The 21,437-nt window shown below is 32.4% G+C and carries 15 protein-coding genes; 9 read left to right on the top strand and 6 right to left on the bottom strand.

The genetic code is table 11. From position 1 onward, the window contains the following. Positions 1–105 precede the first annotated feature (105 nt). Entirely contained in the window at positions 106–633 is a 528-nt protein-coding gene (locus ACVC08_RS07045) for an alpha-ketoglutarate decarboxylase (RefSeq protein WP_452601523.1), read from the top strand. A gap of 14 nt (positions 634–647) precedes the next feature. Here the strand turns inward: ACVC08_RS07045 and ACVC08_RS07040 are convergent, their stop codons facing one another. Beyond that, positions 648–1,001: a hypothetical protein gene (locus tag ACVC08_RS07040; RefSeq protein ID WP_452598067.1), complete on the bottom strand. Its 354-nt coding sequence runs from the start codon at positions 999–1,001 to the stop codon at positions 648–650. 35 nt (positions 1,002–1,036) lie between these two features. Next, a complete protein-coding gene (locus tag ACVC08_RS07035) occupies positions 1,037–2,011 on the bottom strand; it encodes a polyprenyl synthetase family protein (protein WP_452601522.1) in 975 nt (324 codons plus the stop codon). 123 nt (positions 2,012–2,134) lie between these two features. Between ACVC08_RS07035 and ACVC08_RS07030 the strand changes: the two genes are divergently transcribed. Genes ACVC08_RS07030 through ACVC08_RS07015 form a run of 4 tightly spaced genes read left to right on the top strand, consistent with a single transcriptional unit; the run spans position 2,135 to position 8,875 of the window. Continuing rightward, the gene (locus ACVC08_RS07030; RefSeq protein ID WP_452601521.1) at positions 2,135–2,737 is read left to right on the top strand and encodes a TetR/AcrR family transcriptional regulator; all 603 of its coding nucleotides are present in this window, start codon (positions 2,135–2,137) and stop codon (positions 2,735–2,737) included. A gap of 10 nt (positions 2,738–2,747) precedes the next feature. Beyond that, positions 2,748–4,148, top strand: a complete 1,401-nt coding sequence (locus ACVC08_RS07025) for a TolC family protein (protein ID WP_452601520.1) — start codon at positions 2,748–2,750, stop codon at positions 4,146–4,148. A gap of 19 nt (positions 4,149–4,167) precedes the next feature. After that, complete coding sequence (locus tag ACVC08_RS07020; protein WP_452601519.1) at positions 4,168–5,313, top strand: efflux RND transporter periplasmic adaptor subunit; 1,146 nt, start codon at positions 4,168–4,170, stop codon at positions 5,311–5,313. A gap of 13 nt (positions 5,314–5,326) precedes the next feature. After that, complete coding sequence (locus ACVC08_RS07015) at positions 5,327–8,875, top strand: efflux RND transporter permease subunit (protein WP_452601518.1); 3,549 nt, start codon at positions 5,327–5,329, stop codon at positions 8,873–8,875. A 79-nt stretch (positions 8,876–8,954) separates the two neighbouring features. Here ACVC08_RS07015 and ACVC08_RS07010 read toward each other — a convergent pair whose 3' ends face one another. Both ACVC08_RS07010 and ACVC08_RS07005 read right to left on the bottom strand, forming a co-directional pair. Continuing rightward, positions 8,955–10,289 carry a RagB/SusD family nutrient uptake outer membrane protein gene (locus ACVC08_RS07010; protein WP_452596819.1) on the bottom strand — a complete coding sequence of 445 codons (1,335 nt, stop codon included), beginning with the start codon at positions 10,287–10,289 and terminating at the stop codon, positions 8,955–8,957. Between the two features lie 11 nt (positions 10,290–10,300). Beyond that, positions 10,301–13,219, bottom strand: coding sequence for a SusC/RagA family TonB-linked outer membrane protein (locus ACVC08_RS07005; protein WP_452596818.1), 2,919 nt, complete (start codon positions 13,217–13,219; stop codon positions 10,301–10,303). A 188-nt stretch (positions 13,220–13,407) separates the two neighbouring features. Between ACVC08_RS07005 and aspS the strand changes: the two genes are divergently transcribed. The 3 genes from aspS to ACVC08_RS06990 are packed head-to-tail and all read left to right on the top strand — an operon-like array spanning position 13,408 to position 17,253. Beyond that, positions 13,408–15,162 (top strand): aspartate--tRNA ligase, encoded by a 1,755-nt coding sequence (gene aspS / locus ACVC08_RS07000; RefSeq protein ID WP_452601517.1) that lies wholly within the window; start codon positions 13,408–13,410, stop codon positions 15,160–15,162. A 57-nt stretch (positions 15,163–15,219) separates the two neighbouring features. Beyond that, complete coding sequence (locus ACVC08_RS06995; RefSeq protein ID WP_452601516.1) at positions 15,220–17,001, top strand: chloride channel protein; 1,782 nt, start codon at positions 15,220–15,222, stop codon at positions 16,999–17,001. A gap of 15 nt (positions 17,002–17,016) precedes the next feature. Further along, the gene (locus ACVC08_RS06990) at positions 17,017–17,253 is read left to right on the top strand and encodes a hypothetical protein (protein ID WP_452596815.1); all 237 of its coding nucleotides are present in this window, start codon (positions 17,017–17,019) and stop codon (positions 17,251–17,253) included. Here ACVC08_RS06990 and ACVC08_RS06985 read toward each other — a convergent pair. After that, positions 17,250–17,699, bottom strand: coding sequence for a nucleoside deaminase (locus ACVC08_RS06985; RefSeq protein WP_452601515.1), 450 nt, complete (start codon positions 17,697–17,699; stop codon positions 17,250–17,252). The genes ACVC08_RS06990 and ACVC08_RS06985 overlap by 4 nt on opposite strands. A gap of 73 nt (positions 17,700–17,772) precedes the next feature. Here ACVC08_RS06985 and ACVC08_RS06980 point away from each other — a divergent pair, with 73 nt between their 5' ends. Then, the gene (locus ACVC08_RS06980) at positions 17,773–18,651 is read left to right on the top strand and encodes a hypothetical protein (RefSeq protein WP_452601514.1); all 879 of its coding nucleotides are present in this window, start codon (positions 17,773–17,775) and stop codon (positions 18,649–18,651) included. Positions 18,652–18,706: 55 nt separating this feature from the next. Here ACVC08_RS06980 and ACVC08_RS06975 read toward each other — a convergent pair whose 3' ends face one another. After that, a complete protein-coding gene (locus tag ACVC08_RS06975) occupies positions 18,707–21,409 on the bottom strand; it encodes a T9SS-dependent M36 family metallopeptidase (protein ID WP_452601513.1) in 2,703 nt (900 codons plus the stop codon). Positions 21,410–21,437: the final 28 nt, after the last annotated feature.

Genomic DNA, 21,437 nt, shown 5'->3' with positions numbered 1-21,437 from the left:
GACGTGTTCGCTTCAACAAAATTTCATCAAAAATACAACTTTTACTAAAAATACTAATGCTTTTATTATATTTATAACTTTTACACCCAACAAATTGTATTAGTTATGAGAATTAACACTAATAAATATTCCTTTTTACTACTATTTTTCTTTATTTATAGTATAATAACGGCTCAAAATAATAACGCCCAAAAGACTAACAATTTTTGGAGCAATGTTAGTTTTGGAGGAGGAATAGGTGTAAGTACTGGTACTGGTTTTTTTAGTGCGACTTTAGCGCCAAGTGCTATTTATAATTTTAATGACCAATTTGCTTTAGGTGTTGGACTTAATGGTACTTATAACAGAAGTAAAGATTTTTTTAAGTCCACTATTATTGGAGGAAGTGTTATTGGCCTTTTCAATCCCATAGAAGCCTTACAGTTATCTGCAGAATTTGAAGAATTAAACGTAAGTAGAAACTTTGACAACCCCGATTTTCAAGATGATAATTATTGGTACCCTGCTTTATTTATGGGTATTGGTTATAGGAGTCAAAATGTAACTTTTGGAATTAGATATGATGTGCTTTACGATGAGAATAAAAGTATTTATATAGATCCTTGGGCTCCTTTTGTTAGATTTTATTTCTAATAAACATAATCTATTTAAGAAGAATATTTATTCTTAAACCATACTTTTTGCCACTCTCGTTTAAGGATTAAAAAGGTTACATCTTCTGATAGTTTTAATGTATCATTTCCATCTAAAGCCTTTATATTAACTTCTGGTACGTCTATAATGTATAATAAGTTTAAATACTCTGGAAACTTCTCTTGAATAAGTTTGTAAACCGTTTCATGCAATAACAATTTTAAATCTTCTGGTAAAATATCTTCGTTAAAATCTAGATCGATATTAGCAAATAGAAAATCTTTATTTATTTGATGTACCAATTTTGTATACAAATCTAATTGGCTAGCTTCAGTAATAAGCTCATTAAATGTATTAGGTAATTGCATCACTGTTTATATTTCATTTTTAATGGACTGCAAACTTATACTTTACGAGTCATCAAAGCGTTACCAAATTGTTTTAATATTGTTTTCTTTTCTTCAGAAATACTTAATGTATCTAAAACAGAAAAGGCTTGTTTAGTATAATTTTCTATTTCATTCTGGGTAGCTGTAGCAGAACCACTAGATATAAACGCTTCCTTTACAGTTTCAATTTTCTCAACATTATCTTTTAAGTTTACAGTAAACAACTGCTCTAACTGAGTCTTTTTTATGGGGTCTAGAACCTCAATAGCTTTAAGATATAAGTATGTTTTTTTATTTTCTATAATATCACCTCCAACTTGTTTTCCAAATGTTTTAGGATCTCCAAAAGCATCTAAATAATCGTCTTGCAATTGAAATGCAATACCTAACAATTTACCAAAGTTATAAATATGTTCTTGATCTTGTTCGCTTGCTCCAGCTACTATTGCTCCCATTTTCATAGCAGCTCCAACCAAAACAGCCGTTTTATACTCAATCATTTTTAAATACTCGGCGATTGTAACATCCTCACGAGTTTCAAAATCAACATCGTATTGTTGTCCCTCGCAAACCTCTAGAGCGGTCTTACTAAATAACTTTGCTAGGGCATAAAATGTATTTGGCTCATAATTTTCAAACAATTGGTAGGCCATAATTAACATGGCATCTCCTGAAAGTATTCCTGTATTTATATCCCATTTTTCGTGTACAGTTTTTTTACCTCTTCTTAAAGGAGCATCGTCCATAATGTCATCATGAACTAAGGAAAAATTATGGAATATTTCTATACTTAATGCGGCATCTAAAGCTTTTTCATAACTACAATTAAACAACTCTGCAGTCATTAAAGTTAAAACAGGTCGTAAACGCTTTCCTCCTAATTTTAAAATATAGTTAATAGGAGCATATAAGTTTTCTGGCTCTCGATCTTTAGAATAACGCTCCAAATACTCTATAAAAAGCGTTTGATACTGTTGTGTTTGTTGCATGCAGCAAAAATAAAGGAAATGAGATTACTAAAACAAATACTTTAAGCTAATGTTAAAAAAATATTAAAACTACGGAAACTTTTTTTGTTTTTAAAGTTTCCAAATGTATCTTTGCACCTAATTATGAGAGAACAAATAATAATAAAATCGACCGAACTGTTTCTTACACTGGGTTTTAAAAGTGTAACAATGGACGATATAGCTAGTGAAATGGCTATATCTAAAAAAACAATTTATGTCCATTTTAAAAATAAAACTAAGCTTGTTGAAGCTGTTACGTTTAATCTTTTTGAAAACATCTGTGATGGTATCGATGGTATTTGTGAAGCATCTGCAAACCCTATCGAAGAATTATACGACATTAAAATGTTTGTTATGAATCATTTAAAAAGTGAAAAAACACCTCCGCAACATCAGTTAAAAAAATATTACCCTCAAATATACGATGTGCTAAGAATGAAACAGTTTGACAAAATGCATGACTCGGTCAAAAAAAGCCTCCAAAAGGGAATTGAGACCTCTGTTTTTAGATCTAACATTGATGTGGATTTTATATCTCGAATGTATTTTAATGGAATGACTGGTATTAAAGATGATGTCATTTTCCCAAAAACTAAATTTAATATGGACTATTTAATGGAAAGCTATTTAGAATACCATTTAAGAGCCATTGTTACAGAAAGTGGATTGCAAATATTAAATCAATTTATAAATAAAACCAACTAAAATAGATAGAATGAGACGCATTCAAATCATCGTACTTTTACTAATGACATCGTTTACTTACTCGCAAGAGGAAAAACAAAACTTCACTTTACAGGAAGCTATAGATTATGCATTAGAAAATAACCGCACTGCAAAAAATGCAGCTTTAGATATTGATGCTGCAAAACAGCAAAAGTGGGAAACTACCGCTATGGGACTACCCCAAATAAATGGAAAAATAGAATACCAAAATTGGATAAAACAACAAGTATCTTTATTACCTGCTGCTGCTTTTGATAACACACAGAGTACAATAGATATTGTTAATGATTATTTTGATGTTAACCAAGATAATTTTGATGTTAACGCTCCACAGGGCTTTATTCCTCTTCGTTTTGGTACTAAACAAACTGTAAATGCCAATGTTACATTAAGTCAATTAATTTTTGACGGCTCTTATTTAGTTGGTTTACAATCTGCGAAAGTCTTTTTAGAAATCTCAAAAAATGCTAAGGAGAAAACAGATTTAGAAGTGAGAAAAGCAGTTATAAATGCATATGGTAACGTTTTACTAGCCGAAGAAAGTCTTGAAATCCTAAAACGCAATATAGCTGTCTTAGAAAAAAACTTAGACGATACTACAAAAATATACGAAAACGGGCTAGAGGAAGAAGAAAGCGTAGAACAGTTACAGATTACACTTTCTAGTGTAAAAAGTAACCTAAGCAATACACAACGTCTTAAAAAATTAGCCTATCAGATGCTAAATATAACCATAGGAAAAGAAATTAATTCTAAAACTATCCTTATGGATAATTTAGAATCTTTAACTAGTAAAAATATAGATCTTGGATTATTACAACTAGATAACGGTGTTGAAAATACTATTGATTATAAAATTGCTCAAAATGATAAAACCTCTAAAGAGCTTTTAGTTAAGTTAGAAAAGAGCAAAGCGCTCCCTAGTTTATCTGCATTTATTAATGCAGGATATAATGGAAACAATGATAATTTCGACTTTTTAAAGAAAGACCAACAATGGTTTGGCTCCTCTTTATTAGGCTTCACAATGAACATCCCTATTTTTAGTTCTGGTATGCGAAGTGCAGCAACACAACGTGCTAAAATAAACCTTGAAAAAGCAGAAGAAACATTAACTGAAACTGAACAAAAAATAAAACTAGAAATAGCGGCTGCGAAAAGCGACTACCAATTTGCTATAGAAGATTACGATAACAAAAAAGATAATTTAGCTTTAGCAGAACGCATTGAACAAAAGAATCAAGTAAAGTTTTTTGAAGGTATTGGTTCCAGTTTCGAGTTACAACAAGCACAAAGACAACTATATGCAGCACAGAACGATTTATTACAAACCATGCTACAAATAATCAATAAAAAAACCGCACTAGAAACGGTATTAAACCAAATATAAACTGAGAAAACTAAACGCAATGAAAAATATACTATCAATACTATCACTAACTTTAATTCTAGCCTCTTGTGGCAAAGATAAAGCCAGTAAAAAAATGGACTTAGAGTCTATTAAAAAAGAACGTAGCGAACTAGTTGCAAAACAACAAGAATTGGCAGCATCTATTAAAGCTATTGATTTAAAAATAGATGAATTATCACCAGCAAAAAAATTACCATTAATAACAACATTTACAGCAGAATCTAAAAAATTTGAACACTATTTAGAATTACAAGGAAATGTTGCAACAAAACAGAACCTTGTAATAACACCAGAAATGGCTGGTATTTTAAAACAAGTTCTTGTTAAAGAAGGACAACGCGTCTCTAAAGGACAATTATTGGCTAGAATTGATGATGGTGGGTTAAGTTCGCAAGTTGCACAACTACAAATTCAAGCAGATTTAGCAAAAACAACTTACGATAGACAAAAACGCCTTTGGGAACAAAAGATTGGTAGTGAAATACAGTATTTACAAGCCAAATCTGCTTACGAAGCACAACAAAAAGCTATAGCTCAATTAAACAGTACGCTAGCAAAAACAGCAGTAAGAGCACCTTTCTCAGGTATTATAGATGATGTTATTACAGAACAAGGCAATGTTGTTGCACCTGGACAAACACAGTTAATGAGAATAGTAAACCTTAAAGACATGTATATTTCTGTAGATGTTCCTGAACGTTATATTAGTAATGTCACAAAAAATAAAGCTGTACAGGTTAACTTTCCAATTTTAGGAGAAACTATAGATGCTACTATTAGGCAAACTGGTAATTTTATTAATCCAGCAAATAGAACATTTAATATAGAGATAGCTGTACCTAATAAAAAAGGCAACATAAAACCTAATTTAACGGCAAAGCTTAAAATTAACGACTACACAAACGAAAAAGCGATACTAATTCCTCAAAATATCATTTCTGAAAATGCAAATGGAGAGCAATACGTATACATATTAGAAAATAAAACCGATAGTATAGCAACTGCCAAGCGTGTTATTATAGAAACAGGAAAAACACAAGGCGATGTTATTGAAGTTTTAAAAGGTATAGATAATAACACAGAAATAATACAAGAAGGGGCACGTAGTGTTAAAGATGGCCAAAAGGTAAAACTAATAGACTAAAACCTATATTCTAATGAGTAAAAAGAAAAACAAAAAGAAGAAGATAGTAGATAAGGAGTTTGGTTTATCGTCGTGGGCCATAAATAACAAATCTACCATATACATGGCCATGGCACTAATATTAGTTTTAGGGATCTCTGCCTATTTTAGTATGCCAAGAGAAAACTTCCCAGAAATAAAAGAAACTAAAATATATGTAAGCTCTTTATTTCCTGGAAATACAGCAGAAGATATTGAAAAACTAATTACCGATCCTTTAGAAGAAAAACTAAATTTAGTAAGTAATAAAGTTGAAATTACCTCTACCTCTCAAGAAGATTATTCGATGATTATTATCGAGTTTGATGAAAATATTACTGTAGAGCAAGCTAAACAAAAAGTAAAGGACGAAATTGACTCGGAAACTTCTAGTGAAGATTGGCCTACATTTAATGGTGCTAAAATTGAACCTAATGTATTCGATTTAAGTATGAGTGAAGAAATTCCTATTCTTAATATTAATATTTCAGGAGATTATCCTGTTGCAAAACTTAAAGAGTTTGGCGAATATTTAGAAGATAAAATTGAAGATTTACAAGAAATAAAAAAAGTAGATATCCGTGGTGCTCAGGAAAAAGAAGTAGAAGTAGCTGTAGACATCTACAAAATGATGGCTTCTAAGGTTAACTTTAATGATATAACTGGCGCTATTGGTAATGGTAACATGACGATGTCTGCTGGAAATTTAATAGCAAGTGGACAACGTAGAACCATACGTATTATTGGAGAGATTGAAACGCCTTCAGAATTAGAAAATTTTGTCGTAAAATCTGAAAAAGGCAATTCTATTTATCTAAAAGATGTTGCTACTGTCCGTTTTAAAGAAAAGGACAGGACTACTTATGCAAGAGAGTTTGGAGACCGAGTAGTAATGCTAGATGTAAAAAAGCGAGCAGGTAAAAACATGGTTGCCGCTGCAGAACAAATAGATGTTATTGTTAAAGATGCTATAGAAAATGTATTCCCAAGCAATTTAAAAGTAACAGTAACTAACGATCAATCTTCAAAAACTATTGGTCAAGTAGACGATTTAGTAAACAACATTATTTTTGGTATTATTCTAGTTGTTACCGTTTTAATGTTCTTTTTAGGATTTAAAAACGCGCTTTTTGTTGGTTTCGCTATACCTATGTCTATGTTTATGTCTTTAATGATATTAAGTTATTTAGGTTTTACCTTAAATACAATGATTCTTTTTGGGCTAATTATGGGGCTAGGAATGTTAGTAGATAACGGTATCGTGGTCGTTGAAAATGTCTACAGATTAATGGAAGAAGAAGGGCTCTCTAGAGTTGAAGCTGCTAAAAAAGGAATAGGCGAAATTGCATTTCCTATTATTATATCTACAGCTACAACTATTGCAGCCTTTGTACCTCTAGGTTTATGGCCAGGAGTTATGGGACAATTTATGGTATACTTCCCAAAAACATTATCTGTAGTATTAGGATCCTCGTTATTTGTAGCTATCTTTTTTAACTCTGTTTTAGTCTCTCAGTTTATGACAACCGAAGACAAAGACATGCCTTTAAAACAAATCATTAAAGTATCTTCTATTATTGGAGGTGTTGGCTTACTCATTTTACTCTTTGGAGGCGAATATAGAGGTTTAGGAACCGTTATGTTATTTACTGCTATTTTATTATGGGCATACAGGCTGTTTTTAAGAAAAATGGTAAATAACTTTCAAAACAAAACTTTAGTACGTTTAGAAAATTGGTACGAAAGTAAAATTGCAGGAGCTTTAAAAGGCAAAAGACCTATTCTTATTTCTTTTGGAACTGCTGCTCTATTAGTTGCTGCTTTTGTAGCCTTTGGAGCTTCAGTATCATCACAAAGAACAAAAATTGAGTTTTTCCCAGACAATGTACCAAATCAAATCATTGTATATATAGAATACCCTCAAGGAACAGATATTGAAAAAACCAATTCAATTACTAAAGCTATTGAAGCTAAAGTTTACAGCATTATTAATAATGATAAATATGTAAAAGATGGTGAAAACTTTTTAGTAGAAAGTGCGGTGTCACAAGTAGGTGAAGGTGCAGGAAACCCGCAAACCGATGGAGGTTCTGCAGCCGAAATGCCCCATAAAGGTAAAATTACAGCTTCTATGCGAGAGTATAAGTACAGAAATGGAGCAGATAGTCAAGCCTTACTTAAAGAAGTGCAAGAATCGTTAGTAGGCATTTATCCTGGTGTTTTAATTTCTGTAGAGAAAGATGCTAACGGACCACCTGCAGGAGCACCTATTAATATTGAACTAGAAGGTGATGATTATAACGAATTAATAAATACAGCCGAACGCATGCGTGAATTTATTAACTCTAAAAACATAGATGCCATAGATGAGCTTAAAATAGATGTTAATAAGGACAAACCTGCCATGCAAGTTATTGTAGATCGTAAAAAAGCAGGAGAATTAGGGGTTTCTACAGGACAAGTAGGGCAACAATTAAGAAACTCTATTTTTGGTGCTAAAGCTGGTATTTATAAAGAGGATGGAGAAGATTACGACATCTACGTGCGTTTTAATAAAGAAGACCGTTATAATACAAGTGCCATTTTCGATCAAAATATAGTATTTAGAGATCCTGCATCTGGACAAATAAAAGAAATACCAGTTTCTACAGTTGCAAAACAAAATAACAGCTCTGGTTTTAGCGCTATAAAACATAAAGACACAAAACGTGTTGTTACAGTTTACTCTGCTTTAGCTCCTGGTTTTACAGATGCTGGCGCAGCAGTTAGTAGAGTACAAGAGGAAATGAAAAGTTTTGAAAATATGCCTAAAAGCATTAAAATAGATTATACAGGACAAATTGAAGAACAAAACAAACAAATGTCCTTTTTAATGGGAGCATTCTTTACAGGACTTGGATTAATTTTCTTAATCTTAATTTTCCAATTCAACTCATTCTCTAAACCAACCATTATAATGATTGCTATTTTCTTGAGTTTAATTGGTGTATTTGGAGGTATTGTCATTACTGGATCTTCCTTTGTAATATTAATGACTATGATGGGGATTATTTCATTAGCTGGTATTGTTGTAAATAACGGTGTGGTACTTTTAGATTATGCACAATTACTTATTGATAGAAAGAAGAACGAATTGGATCTAGAAGAGGAAGATTATTTAAGTAAAGATGATTTATTATGGTGTATTATTAGAGCAGGTAAAGCGCGTTTAAGACCTGTATTATTAACTGCTATTACCACAATTCTAGGCTTAATACCTCTAGCTATTGGGTTAAATATAAATTTCTTCTCTTTGTTTAGCGAATTTGATCCTAATATATACATAGGAGGTGATAATGTTATCTTTTGGGGGCCATTAGCATGGACAGTAATCTATGGGTTATTTGTAGCTACATTCTTAACATTAATTGTAGTTCCAGTATTATTCTATTTAACTATGCGTTTAAAAATGTCATTATATGGAAAATCAAATGCTCAAATTACAACACAAAAAGAGGATAATGAAGCATTAGGAGATAATACCGCTTTAGTTTTAGATAAATAAATATAGTTTATAAAGTACAAAAAAAGCCTGTGATATATATCACAGGCTTTTTTTATAGCTGTCTTATAGAGAATGTCTCTTAATTCCCTTCTGCAAAAGGAATAGGAAACTCATTATAAACAACATCTCCTGCTCTATCTATAGGTAATGTATTAGATAAATTATACCTTCTTAAATCGAACATTCTATGGTTTTCTGCCCAAAGCGAATAACGTCTTTGGTTTAATAGCTCTGTAACTAAATCAGCATCTGTTGTTGCTCCTGAATAATTAGCTAAAGATGCTGCATTTCTTATTACATTAAGTGCTGTAACTGCTTGTGCATTATTAGTTCCAATATTTGCTTCTGCATAGACTAAAATTAACTCTTCATTTCTAAGCATATCTATAGGGCTAACATTAGTAGCATACAACCTAGTTTCGTGTGTTCCTGTTAAACCATCTTGTACACTTGGATCTGGTCTTACAGCTGTTTTAGAACTTACTCTAGTATCTCCAGCTTCTGCATCATTTATCCAACTATTATGTACAATTATTTGATCTCCATTATTTGGGTTAGCAGCTGTAGATGGCCCTTTGTAAACAGGATTGGTAACATCTCCACTAGACTGACTAAATACATGCTTAGGTCCAATAGTAATATCTCCGTTTAAATCAAAGTAAGAAGCGTTTAAAGCTGTAAGTGCTCCAGATTTGTCTCCATCATATAAAGCCGCAGTAGCTGCAACTGCTCTATTAAATTGAGCAAAAGTAGCTGGTGTGTCAAAACCTGAAAACCCTGCTAAACTAAAAGCAAAAGTGCTTCCTGCTTGATTTAAATTGTTTAATCCATCATTTAGCATTGCTCTTACTTCTGTCATAGCTGCAGAAAAATCTAGAACTGGACCTAGATTTGTATCGTCAGAAACATCAACTCTAGCTCTATTATAAGATTTTAAAACTTCAATTAGCTCAAACGCAATTATAGTCTGCGCAAACCCTACATAACCAGCTCTTTCCTCTGCAGTAACAGTTCCAGTATTATTAGCAGATTGTATTAAAATATTGGCATTCTTTATAGACCTGTAACGACCAGCCCATGGACCAGTAGCATAAAAATCTCCGTTTTCTAAGCTAGATCCATTTTTACCTAAAATATTAGCTGTATTTCTAGGATCTGCATCAAATAAATACAACTCTCTAGCCATCGTGCCACTAGCCGTGGTTTGGATTCCTAAACTATTTCTCATTGTAGCTTCAACACCAATAACCATATTGTTTAATTGGTTTATTGATGCACTACTTAATACCCCTTCTAAACTAGGGCCATTAGGGTCTACTTCTTCATCAAAAGTACAAGATGTAGTAATACCTAGTACAAGTAATACCACTAAGGCATAATGCCATTTTACTGTTTTCATTTTATATGTTTTCATAGATTCTTTTTTTAAAATTGAACATTTAAGTGGAAGTAAAATTGTCTTGAACTAGGGAATGGAGTTACATCTATACCACTAGATAAACCTTGACTACCATTTGTTGATACTTCAGGATCGTAACCACTATAATCTGTTATTGTAAATAAATTTCTACCAGAAACTCCAATTTTAGCATTACTTATAACACCTCCAAAAGCATTGATTATTTTTTCCGGAAATCTATAGTATAATGCAACTTCTCTTAATCTTAAGTAACTAGCCGATTCCACAAAACGTGTTGCAGAAAAAGGAGAATTTGCTCTATCCTGCCCTTCTTGTGTATCTAAGTCTGGTGTTGTTCCTCCTAAATCTGTTAATAATTTAGTTAAGTTAATATTATCTCCTCCTTTTTTCCAGTGTAATAAAAAAGATAAATCAAACTGCTTAAATAAGGTCATATTGTTATTAAATGTCATTTGAAAATCTGGCGCAGCATCTCCAACTTGAGTTGGCACACCATTAACAGTACCAGCTAACTGCGTCACTGGTTTTCCTTCTTGAATGTAGAATGTTCCTAATCCAAGACCAAAACCTGCTCCTGGCTGAGCAAATGCAGGCACATCTAATCTTGTAACTTCAGAATCATTAAACCAATATTGCACTCCTGTATTCCAGTTAAAGTTTTCTGTTCTTACAACATCCGCATTAAGAGATAATTCAATACCAGAGTTTTCTAAATCAGCTAAATTTGTAGTTTCAGATCCAAAACCAGATGAACTTGGCAATGCTCTACTTAAAATTAAATCTCTAACGTTTCTTTTATAATAAGTAGCTTCAACATTAAATCTATCAAATAATCGGGTATCGATACCTATCTCAAACTCAGAAGATGTTTCTGGCTCAATATTAGGGTCTCCTTTTGCTGGATTAATAGTAGATCCAACACTTCCACCAATAGTTACTGGGTTTAAACTTGTAAAGATTGAACCAAAACCTGCCGATGATCCTGTTTCTCCATAGGCCATTCTAAATTTAAGCGCATTAATATTTTCTGAACTCCAAAAATCGAAGTTATTTAAGTTCACTGCTAAAGAGGCTTTTGGGAATCCGTAAAATTTATTTGGGTCTCCATTTAAAGTAGATTTGTCTAATCTATATCCTACAGTTCCAATAAATTGATCTTTATAATTCCCTTCAATTTGTGCAAAATATCCAAATTCTCTAACACTTTGCGTTCTTTGCGTTATACTTTGGTTATTCCCTTGTGATAAGTTTGTTTGTCCAGGTATTAAATCTGAAGTTGTACTTAAAACAACATCAGCAGTTTGATCTAGATACGTTAATCCAGCCTGAGTTGTTAATGCTAATTCTCCTCCTAAAGCATCATGATTCCAAATACCTATAATTTGTGAGTTGAAATTAGTAAATCCATTTTTACCAACTCCAATAAATCCATTCTGTCCACTTGCAATTTGTCCTTGGTGTGTTTCTGGTACATAAACATCTGTTTGGTTAGATAAATAATCTACACCAAAATTAGAGACTATTCTAACTTGGTCTGTATCACCACTAAATAAATTAGTTGTTAATTTAAGGCCTTGTATAAAACGATTGTTTAAATCTTCGTTTTTTGCTTGATCTCTTACAAAAATTGGGTTTCCTGAGTAATTTGGATTATTAGGGTAGTTTCCTTGTGCATCTGGGAATAAATTAACCCAAGGTCTAGTAAATGCTAAAGTATAACCATAACTTAACCCTCCTTCATTTTCATTACCTGTAAAACTTCTACTCGACTCACTTCTTACATAGTTAGAACTTAAGGCAAACTTAAACACATCAGATAACTTATGATCTATATTTGCTTTAACAGATAATCTCTTATAACCTGTGTTTTTAATAATACCTTCTTCATCTCTGTAAGATGTACCTACATAGAAACGGGTTTTCTCATTTCCGCCATCAACACTAAACTTAGTTTCGCTAATAAATCCAGTTTCTCCATAAATCTCATCTTCATAATCTATTAATCCTCCATTAGCAACTGCATCATTAAACAATGCTGCTTCTGCCGCATTATACGTAGCTTCAACACTCGCTGCTGTCCAGTTTCTAGAACCTAGAGGGTTAGCTATTTTAGTCGTACCTACATCTTGGCCAAATCTAAAATTAGTTTTTCCATTTTTACCTCTTTTTGTTGTAATAATAACTACACCTGCATTAGCACGTGTACCATAAATTGCAGCTGCAGAAGCCCCTTTTAATACTTCAATGTTTTCTATATCGTTAGGATCTATATCTGCTAATCTGTTAGATGAGTTTTCTTCATTACCTCTGTTAGCTCCAGATGCAAAACGTAACCCTGAAGGGATCTCCACATTATTAATATAAACTCCATCCACAATAAATAAAGGTTGGTTATTTCCATTTATAGAAGAAATACCCCTTAACCTCATTGCTATACCTCCACCTGGTGCACCAGAAGAAGATACAATATTTACACCTGGCAGTTTACCATAAAGTGCTCCATCTACAGTAGTTTGCCCAGTAGTACCGACTAATTCTTCTCCAGAAATAGTAGAAACTGCATTTGCTAAATTAGATCTCTTAATTGAGGTTCCTAAACCAGTAATTACAACTTCATTTAAGGCCGTTGCAGACTCTTCTAAAGTAACATCTACTTTAGAAGCAGAATTAACTACAACTTCTTTAGTTTCATATCCTAACAAAGAAAACTGTAATGTAGTAGGAAATTCTGAGACATCTACAATATAATTTCCATCAAAATCTGCCGTGGTTCCTGTTGAGGAGCCTTTAACAATAACGTTTGCCCCTGGCAAAGGCTCATTATTTGTTCCATCTGTTACTGTCCCCGTAATTTGCTGGGCAACAACAAATAAAGGAAGCAAAAATGAAAATAATAACATTTTTAAAGTCAACGCTTTATTCATAATTCTTTTGTTTTTTGGTTGTTAATATGTTAAATATCTTAATTTTTTATTTTAAATCGTCATTTTTTTTAAATTTTTATTAAATATTATTGATAAAGTACTCTTAAAATATTGTTTAAGATTATATGAACAATAAGTTATTTTAAAACATATTATCTTATTAAATTTGCAACTCTTAAAATTAAACTATGTATAGAAGTCATAACTGTGGTGAATTAAACGCATCACATATAAATACAGAGGTAACACTTTCGGGTTGGGTACAAAAATCTCGTGATAAAGGTTTTATTATTTGGGTAGATTTACGAGACCGTTATGGAATTACGCAATTACTTTTTGATGAAGAGCGTACTTCTAAAGCTTTATTAGAACAAGCACAAAAATTAGGAAGAGAATTTGTAATTCAAGTTACTGGTACTGTTATTGAGCGTGCTTCAAAAAATCCTAATATGCCTACGGGAGATATAGAGATTTTAGTTTCTAAATTAATTGTTTTAAATAAAGCTATTACGCCTCCATTTACTATAGAAGATAATACAGATGGTGGTGAAGATATTCGTATGAAATATCGTTATTTAGATATTCGCCGTAATCCTGTAAAAGAGAGTTTAATTTTTAGATCTAAAGTAACACAGGAGGTTAGAAACTTTTTATCTAATGATGGTTTTATAGAAGTAGAAACACCTTATTTAATAAAATCCACACCAGAAGGTGCTCGTGATTTTGTTGTTCCTTCACGTATGAATGAAGGAGAATTCTATGCTTTACCTCAATCTCCACAAACTTTCAAACAATTATTAATGGTTGGTGGAATGGATAAATATTTTCAGATTGTAAAATGTTTTAGAGATGAAGATTTACGTGCAGATAGACAACCTGAGTTTACACAAATAGATTGTGAAATGGCATTTGTTGAGCAAGAAGATATTTTAAATGTATTTGAAGGTTTAACACGCCATTTATTAAAAGAAGTTAATGGTGTTATCATAGACAAATTCCCAAGAATGCTCTATGATGATGCCATGCGTTTATATGGAAACGACAAACCAGATATTAGATTTGGAATGGAGTTTGGTGAATTAAATGAAGTTGCACAACATAAAGATTTTGGTGTTTTTAATAATGCCGAATTAGTTGTTGGTATAGCTGTTCCTGGAGGAAATAAATATACAAGAAAAGAGATTGACAAATTAATTAGTTGGGTAAAACGTCCACAAGTTGGAGCTTTAGGGATGGTTTACTGTCGTTGTAATGAAGATGGAAGCTACAAATCTTCTGTAGATAAATTCTACAATCAAGAAGATTTAGCAAAATGGGCAGAAACGACTGGAGCCAAAGCTGGCGATTTAATTTGTGTATTATCTGGAGATAAAAATAAAGTACGCGCACAGCTTAGTGCCTTACGTATGGAATTAGCAGAGCGTTTAGGTTTAAGAGACCCTAAAGTATTTGCTCCGCTTTGGGTTATAGATTTCCCTTTATTAGAATTAGATGAAGAAACGGGTCATTATCACGCAATGCATCACCCATTTACCTCGCCTAAACCTGGTCAAATAGAATTATTAGATAGCGAACCAGGAGCAGTAAAAGCAAATGCTTACGATTTAGTACTAAACGGAAATGAAATTGGTGGAGGTTCTATTCGTATTCACGACAAAGCAACTCAAGCTATTATGCTTAAACATTTAGGTTTTTCTGAAGAAGAAGCTAGAGCGCAATTTGGATTTCTAATGGATGCTTTTGAATATGGAGCGCCACCACATGGAGGTTTAGCTTTTGGATTAGATAGATTAGTAGCTATTTTAGGCGGGCAGGAAACTATTAGAGATTTCATTGCCTTCCCTAAAAACAATTCTGGAAGAGATGTTATGATAGATGCTCCTGCACCTATTGATGATGAGCAACTGTCTGAATTAAATTTGAAACTGAATTTAAAATCATAAATAAAAATCCTGCTTAAAGCAGGATTTTTTATTAGTTTTAAGTTTATCTATTAAACCATGGCGACTAAATCTCTTCTAAAACGGTTTTTAATTTGGAAATACAAACACATTTCCGAAAAGAACTTCACGTTTATATTAAGCGCTTTGGTTGGTTTATTAGCTGGGCTTGCTGCAGTAACATTAAAAAACTTGACCTTTTCTATAGAAGCTCTGTTAGACAAAGGCATAGTTTTTTCAAATAATCAACTCTACTTTATACTACCAGTAATTGGCTTGTTTTTAGTATATCTATTTGTTAAATACATAGCAAAAAACCCTATTGAACACGCTATTCCTTCTATATTATTTTCTTTATCTCGTAAAAGTGGATTTTTAAAGCGTACCAAAATATATTTCCCGTTAATTACGGCGCCTTTAACAGTAGGTTTTGGGGGCTCTGTAGGGTTATTAGGTCCAGCAATAGCTTCTGGAGCTGCTATTAGCTCTAATCTAGGTAAGCTATTCCATATTAACAGAAAAACAAAAACATTATTAATTAGTTGCGCTGCGGCTGGTGCTATTTCTTCTATATTTAAATCTCCAATTGCAGCCATTATTTTTGCTATTGAAGTTTTTAGTTTAGACCTTACTTTTGCCTCATTATTACCATTACTTATAGCTTCGGTATCTTCAGTTATAACATCTTATTTCTTTTTAGGAGACGATTTATTATTTAATTTTAATTTTTCGGATAAGTTTGAAATTAAAGATACTCTATTTTATATTTTATTAGGTGTAGGTACTGGTTTTGCTTCTATTTACTTTACTAGAATGTATTTTGCAATTCTTCAGTTTTTTAATCGGTTTCAAACTCGGTTTCAAAAATTATTGGTTGGAGGGCTAACTATAGGGATTATGCTTTATTTTATCCCTCCGCTTTATGGTGAAGGCTTTGGGTTTATTAACAATTTATTATCCGGAAATCATTTAAGTGCTTTAGGGAAAACACCTTTTGATGCTTTTATAGATAATATTTGGGTTGTTATTGCTTTACTTGTAGGTATTACTATTTTCAAAGCTGTGGCAATGACGACTACATTTGCTGCGGGTGGTGTTGGTGGTATTTTTATCCCAACCATGGTTATGGGTAGTGCATTAGGAAATGTTGTTGCAAAAATTATAAATAATATTGGTTTAGGTTTTCAGGTTTCTGAAACCAACTTTACACTTATTGGTATGGCTGGTTTAATTGCAGGTGTGCTTCATGCGCCTTTAACAGCTATTTTCTTAATTGCAGAAATTACTGGAGGTTACGAATTATTTATTCCTTTAATGATTGCTGTGGGTATATCTTTTAGTATAAAAAAAGGGACTCTAGATTATACTATTTATACTAGAGAACTTGCAAACAAAGGACAATTGCTAACCCACAATAAAGATAAAAGCGTTTTAACGCTTATGTCTTTAGATAGCGTTATAGAAACCAATTTTGTTATTCTAAAACCGACTATGACATTAGGCGAAATGCTACATGAAGGTGTTGCTAAGTCTACTAGAAACTTATTTCCTGTGGTAGACAACAATAAACAATTGGTAGGGATTATTTTATTAGATGATGTAAGAACAATAATGTTTGACCAATCTTTATATAATTCTACTTTTTTGTACGATTTAATGCATAACCCTCCAAGCAAAATAGATTACAGTAATGACTCTATGCAAGATGTTATGCAAAAGTTTCAAGATTCTAGCGCATGGAATCTACCTGTTATAAAAGATGGTAAATACTTAGGCTTTGTCTCTAAATCAAAATTATTAACAGCTTATCGCAGACAATTAATTAACTTTACCCGAAATTAAGAAGTCTTAAAAGCGATGAAATATATTATAGGTTTATTTTTTACAGCCTCTGTAGTTAGTATAATTATTGGTTATTTTGTGGATTTAGAATATTCACAAAAACTCATAGGCTTTGGTGTTCTTGGTCTTTTCTTTCTTGTAATTCCTCTTTTCTCTTATTATCGATGGAAAGATAGAGATCCTAAAGAGTATATGCTTACTAAAGAGAACTTAGATAAAATGCGAGAGCGAGAAGGGGATAAACGTCGTTAATTAAGGTTTCGTTTTTCAATAAAAAAACGCTTTAGTAGCGTTGATGCTTCAGCTTCCAAAATACCGCCTTCTATTTTAGTTTTGGGATGCAATTTTGTATTTAAATTAATACAGCCTCGGTCTTCATCTCTAGCTCCATAAACAATTTTAGAAATCTGACTCCAATACAAAGCTCCTGCACACATTTGGCAAGGTTCTAAAGTAACATATAGTGTACAACCTTTTAAATATTTACCTCCTAAAAAATTTGCAGCGGCAGTTATGGCTTGCATTTCTGCATGTGCAGTAACATCATTTAATAGTTCTGTTAAATTATGTGCTCTTGCTATTATTTTATCTTCAATAACTACTACTGCTCCAACAGGTATTTCTCCTTTTTCAAAAGCAACCTCAGCTTCTTGAAGTGCTTTTTTCATAAAATAAGTATCGTCGTATGGATTTATCATGCTCGTAAAAATACAATTTCAAATTAATATTATGGCAAGACCTTTGATGCTTAATTATAAAATAAGTACCATCATGAAGCAATTTTACAGTATTAAAATACCAAGTCCTTGTAATGAAAACTGGAATAGAATGACACCAAATGAAAAAGGTAGATTTTGTAATTCTTGTTCAAAAACCGTTATTGATTTTACTTATATGGATACATTTGAAATTCAAGACTTCATTAACACAAATAAAGGTAAATCTATTTGCGGGCATATTAAGCAATCTCAATTAGATTCAATAAATCTAGAAATCCCTATTCAATCTATTAATAAAGACATACAGTTTCACCGGTTATTTCTTTACGCGTTATTAATTACTATGGGAACTACATTATTGAGCTGTACCATGGATAATGGAAATATAAAAAAAATTGACAGTGTAGAGATTGTAGATACCTCATCTAAAACTATAGATTCTACTCCTAAACCTACTTGTAGTATTAATAACAATAATACAAAGCTTGAAAAAGTTATTAATTCTAATGAAACTATAGAAGGTTTGATGGTTGTGGGTGATATTACTTATTCAGAAAACCATAACCCCAAAGAGCTTTTTAATTTTTATAATGTAGATATGTTACCAGAATTCCCAAATACTCCTAAAAATTTAAATAAAATTGAGAAGAGAAAGTTTTTTCAAAATGAGATAGTTCATTTTGTAAAAACCAATTTTAATCATAATACCTCAACAAACTTAGGCTTAAAAGGAAAACAAAAAATATTGGTACGTTTTGAAATAGATAAAGATGGCAAAACAAACCTTTTAAAGGTAAGAGCTCCTCACCTACTTTTAGAAAAAGAAACGAAAAGAGTGTTACAACAACTTCCTGTTTTTAAACCTGCAAGAAAAAAACAAAAGGTAGTTTCTGTACTTTATAATTTACCTATTACTGTTAATTTCGATTAATAAAAAAGGCAACTAATATCTTAGTTGCCTTTTAAGTTATTTATAAAAACGCTATTTAGTTTTTAATAATCTTATTATTAACATTAATTGTTTCTCCTTTAATATTCAAGATATATAATCCAGATTGTAAAGCAGAAATGTCTAAATCTACTTGGTCTAATAAATTAGCAGTTGTAGATATTACTTGTCTTCCATTAACATCTGTTAATGTTAAGTTTACTTTTCCAAAGTTCTTTTTAACTTTTATAGACAATACGTTATTTGCTGGATTAGGGAATACAGAATACTGACTAGCTATAGCAAACTCATCTACACTTAACGATGTACAGTTAGCTAAAGTAGGATCTGTATCTGGTGGCGTAGTAAAATCTTCAACTTGGTCTGTTCTTGAATTTGCAGTACCTTCAGAAGCATTTAAACCTACTCCTCTTGCTGCAAACACATCCCAAATTAAACATTGATCTTCTCCTCCTGTTAATGCATTATCTGCTGCTAATAGTGAATCTCTTCCTCCAACAAAACCAGTGTTACATACTTGTAATTTTAAACCATCTAACACTAATTGCATTACCTTATTATTTCCACCAGTTCCATTGTAAATATCTGCATCGAATCCGTATTTCTCAACATACTTCCAAGTTAAATCCCATAATATAGCTGCCCATATAGATCCTATTCCATGAGGTTGAGAAAAACCTGCTTGATTATTAGTATCTCCATAGGTTACTGGGTTAATAGTTGTGTCTGTACTGTAAGGGAATGGACGAATTCCTCCTCCATCTGTAGGTTGCCCTATTGCAAATGTTCCTATACCTCTTATATCTTCTGGTAAATCTGTAGCTTTTAATGTTACCATTAATCCAAACCAATCAGACCATCCTTCTCCCATTTGTTCAGCATTTCCTAAACAATTTGAAGTACTCGGCCCTCCTACTAATCTTGTTGAAATTCCATGACCATACTCGTGTGCGATAATACCATTATCTAAACTTCCATCTATTTGATATGGCCCCGTTTGCACAATAGTAGCATTAATAGTTTCATTATTTTGAAGCGCTGTAATTAATTGTTCTCCATTAGCATTATTTATAAAAATTGATGGAATAGTAAACACAGGGTTAGTATTACCATACATATTAACATACTCTGTATAATTAGGATCATTTGTAGGATTATTATGGTTTACAACTATAACACCTACTGCTCCTGCATTTTGAGCATTTTGAATTTTTTCTACAAATGTACAAGACCCTCTTTTTATTACAGCTATTTTTCCATTTACATCGGCTCCATTAGTTAACGCATTACAACCTTCTGTAGGTGTTGCCGAACTATCATCTACAAGTACTAAATCTGCTGTTACTGGTGTTGTAGACGGCCCTGTAATATTCCCTGGCCCATCTGCTCCATTACCTGTACTTGGGACTGCCGCAGTAATTGGGCCAACAATAGGACCTCCTGAGTTTACTGTTAATGGCTGACCTAAACCTCCTGGAGCTGACCATAAAAACATTGTCATACCTGGGTTATTTCCATCTGGTGGTGTTCCAAACGTTGCATTATTTATACCACTTCCATCTTGCGCATCTGCAAATACAAAATCTCCAGCTACACCTCCATTTCCATAGTTGTTTTCTTGAAAATTTCCACTCGCCTCATCAAAACCATATTGATACCATACATCATGCATAATATTATTCATATAGAATAAATTAGTAATAGATGCGTCTCTGTAACCTAAAGGAGGTTGATTATCATCAAAAGGATAGTTAAACTCTAAAGTTGCTCCACCGTCTGGAGAATAACCAACACCGTCGTTACCATCTGCATCTTCTTGTGCCCAAACATTATTTCCTCTTGTAATAGTAAATTCTGCTCCAGCAACTCCGTTAGTATCATGCCATCCTTGTGGAGATGCTGTAGCGTTAGCTGGCTCAGATATTAACTCTATTGGTCCATGATTAGGGCTTTCTAATGGTATTGGAAACACATTATATTGAGACCCATCTACTAGCAATGAGTTGTTAGTTTTTAATAGACTAAAATCTTGTTGCTGTCTTACTGAGTGGTTTACATGATTATGACTTGTATGATCTCCTCCAAAATTACAAGATACAATCCAATCGTTTTTATCTAAAATAGTACCTGTAAGTGCATCTACTCTAACACTATGCCAATTAGCACCATCATTAGTATGTATACTTAAATCCCATGCTAATTTTAAACTCCCATCTAATGTTGGCTGATATACCAACTGTACAGGAATTTCTACTTTAGACACACCTCCACTAGTATATAAATATCTATTATTATCACTTGTGTTAATCAATTCTAAGCCAGCTGTACTCCCTAAATTAAATTGAGATACAACGCTATTAATAGCGCCTTCTGGAGTTATAACGGCTGTGGTTGTATTTACTTTAGAGGCGATATCTGAAATCAACGCATTTCCATAATGAAATACAGAATTTTGTTTTACAGCTACACTAGAAATAGCATTATGTATTTTTATTCCCTGATAAGCTTGATTAACGTATACATGGTTAATTTTACTTTTCTTAGAATAATAAGCATCACTTACCTGTAAATCTGAAATATCATTTGCAGTTAAGTTATAATCAGTTTTTTTAGCATCTAACCAATTCAGAATAAGAGTTCCAAATTCGTTATCAACTAAACGGTCTTGTGCTAATCCTGACTGGGTAGCAAATAGCAATACCAGCGCAAAAAAAGGTAATAAGTAATTTTTTTTCATCATTTTTAAAGGTTCTATTATATGTGAGGTT

It is taken from the genome of Pontimicrobium sp. MEBiC06410, assembly GCF_053601615.1.
Note: the sequence above shows the minus strand (reverse complement) of the source record. Positions and strands in the feature narration are given on the sequence as shown.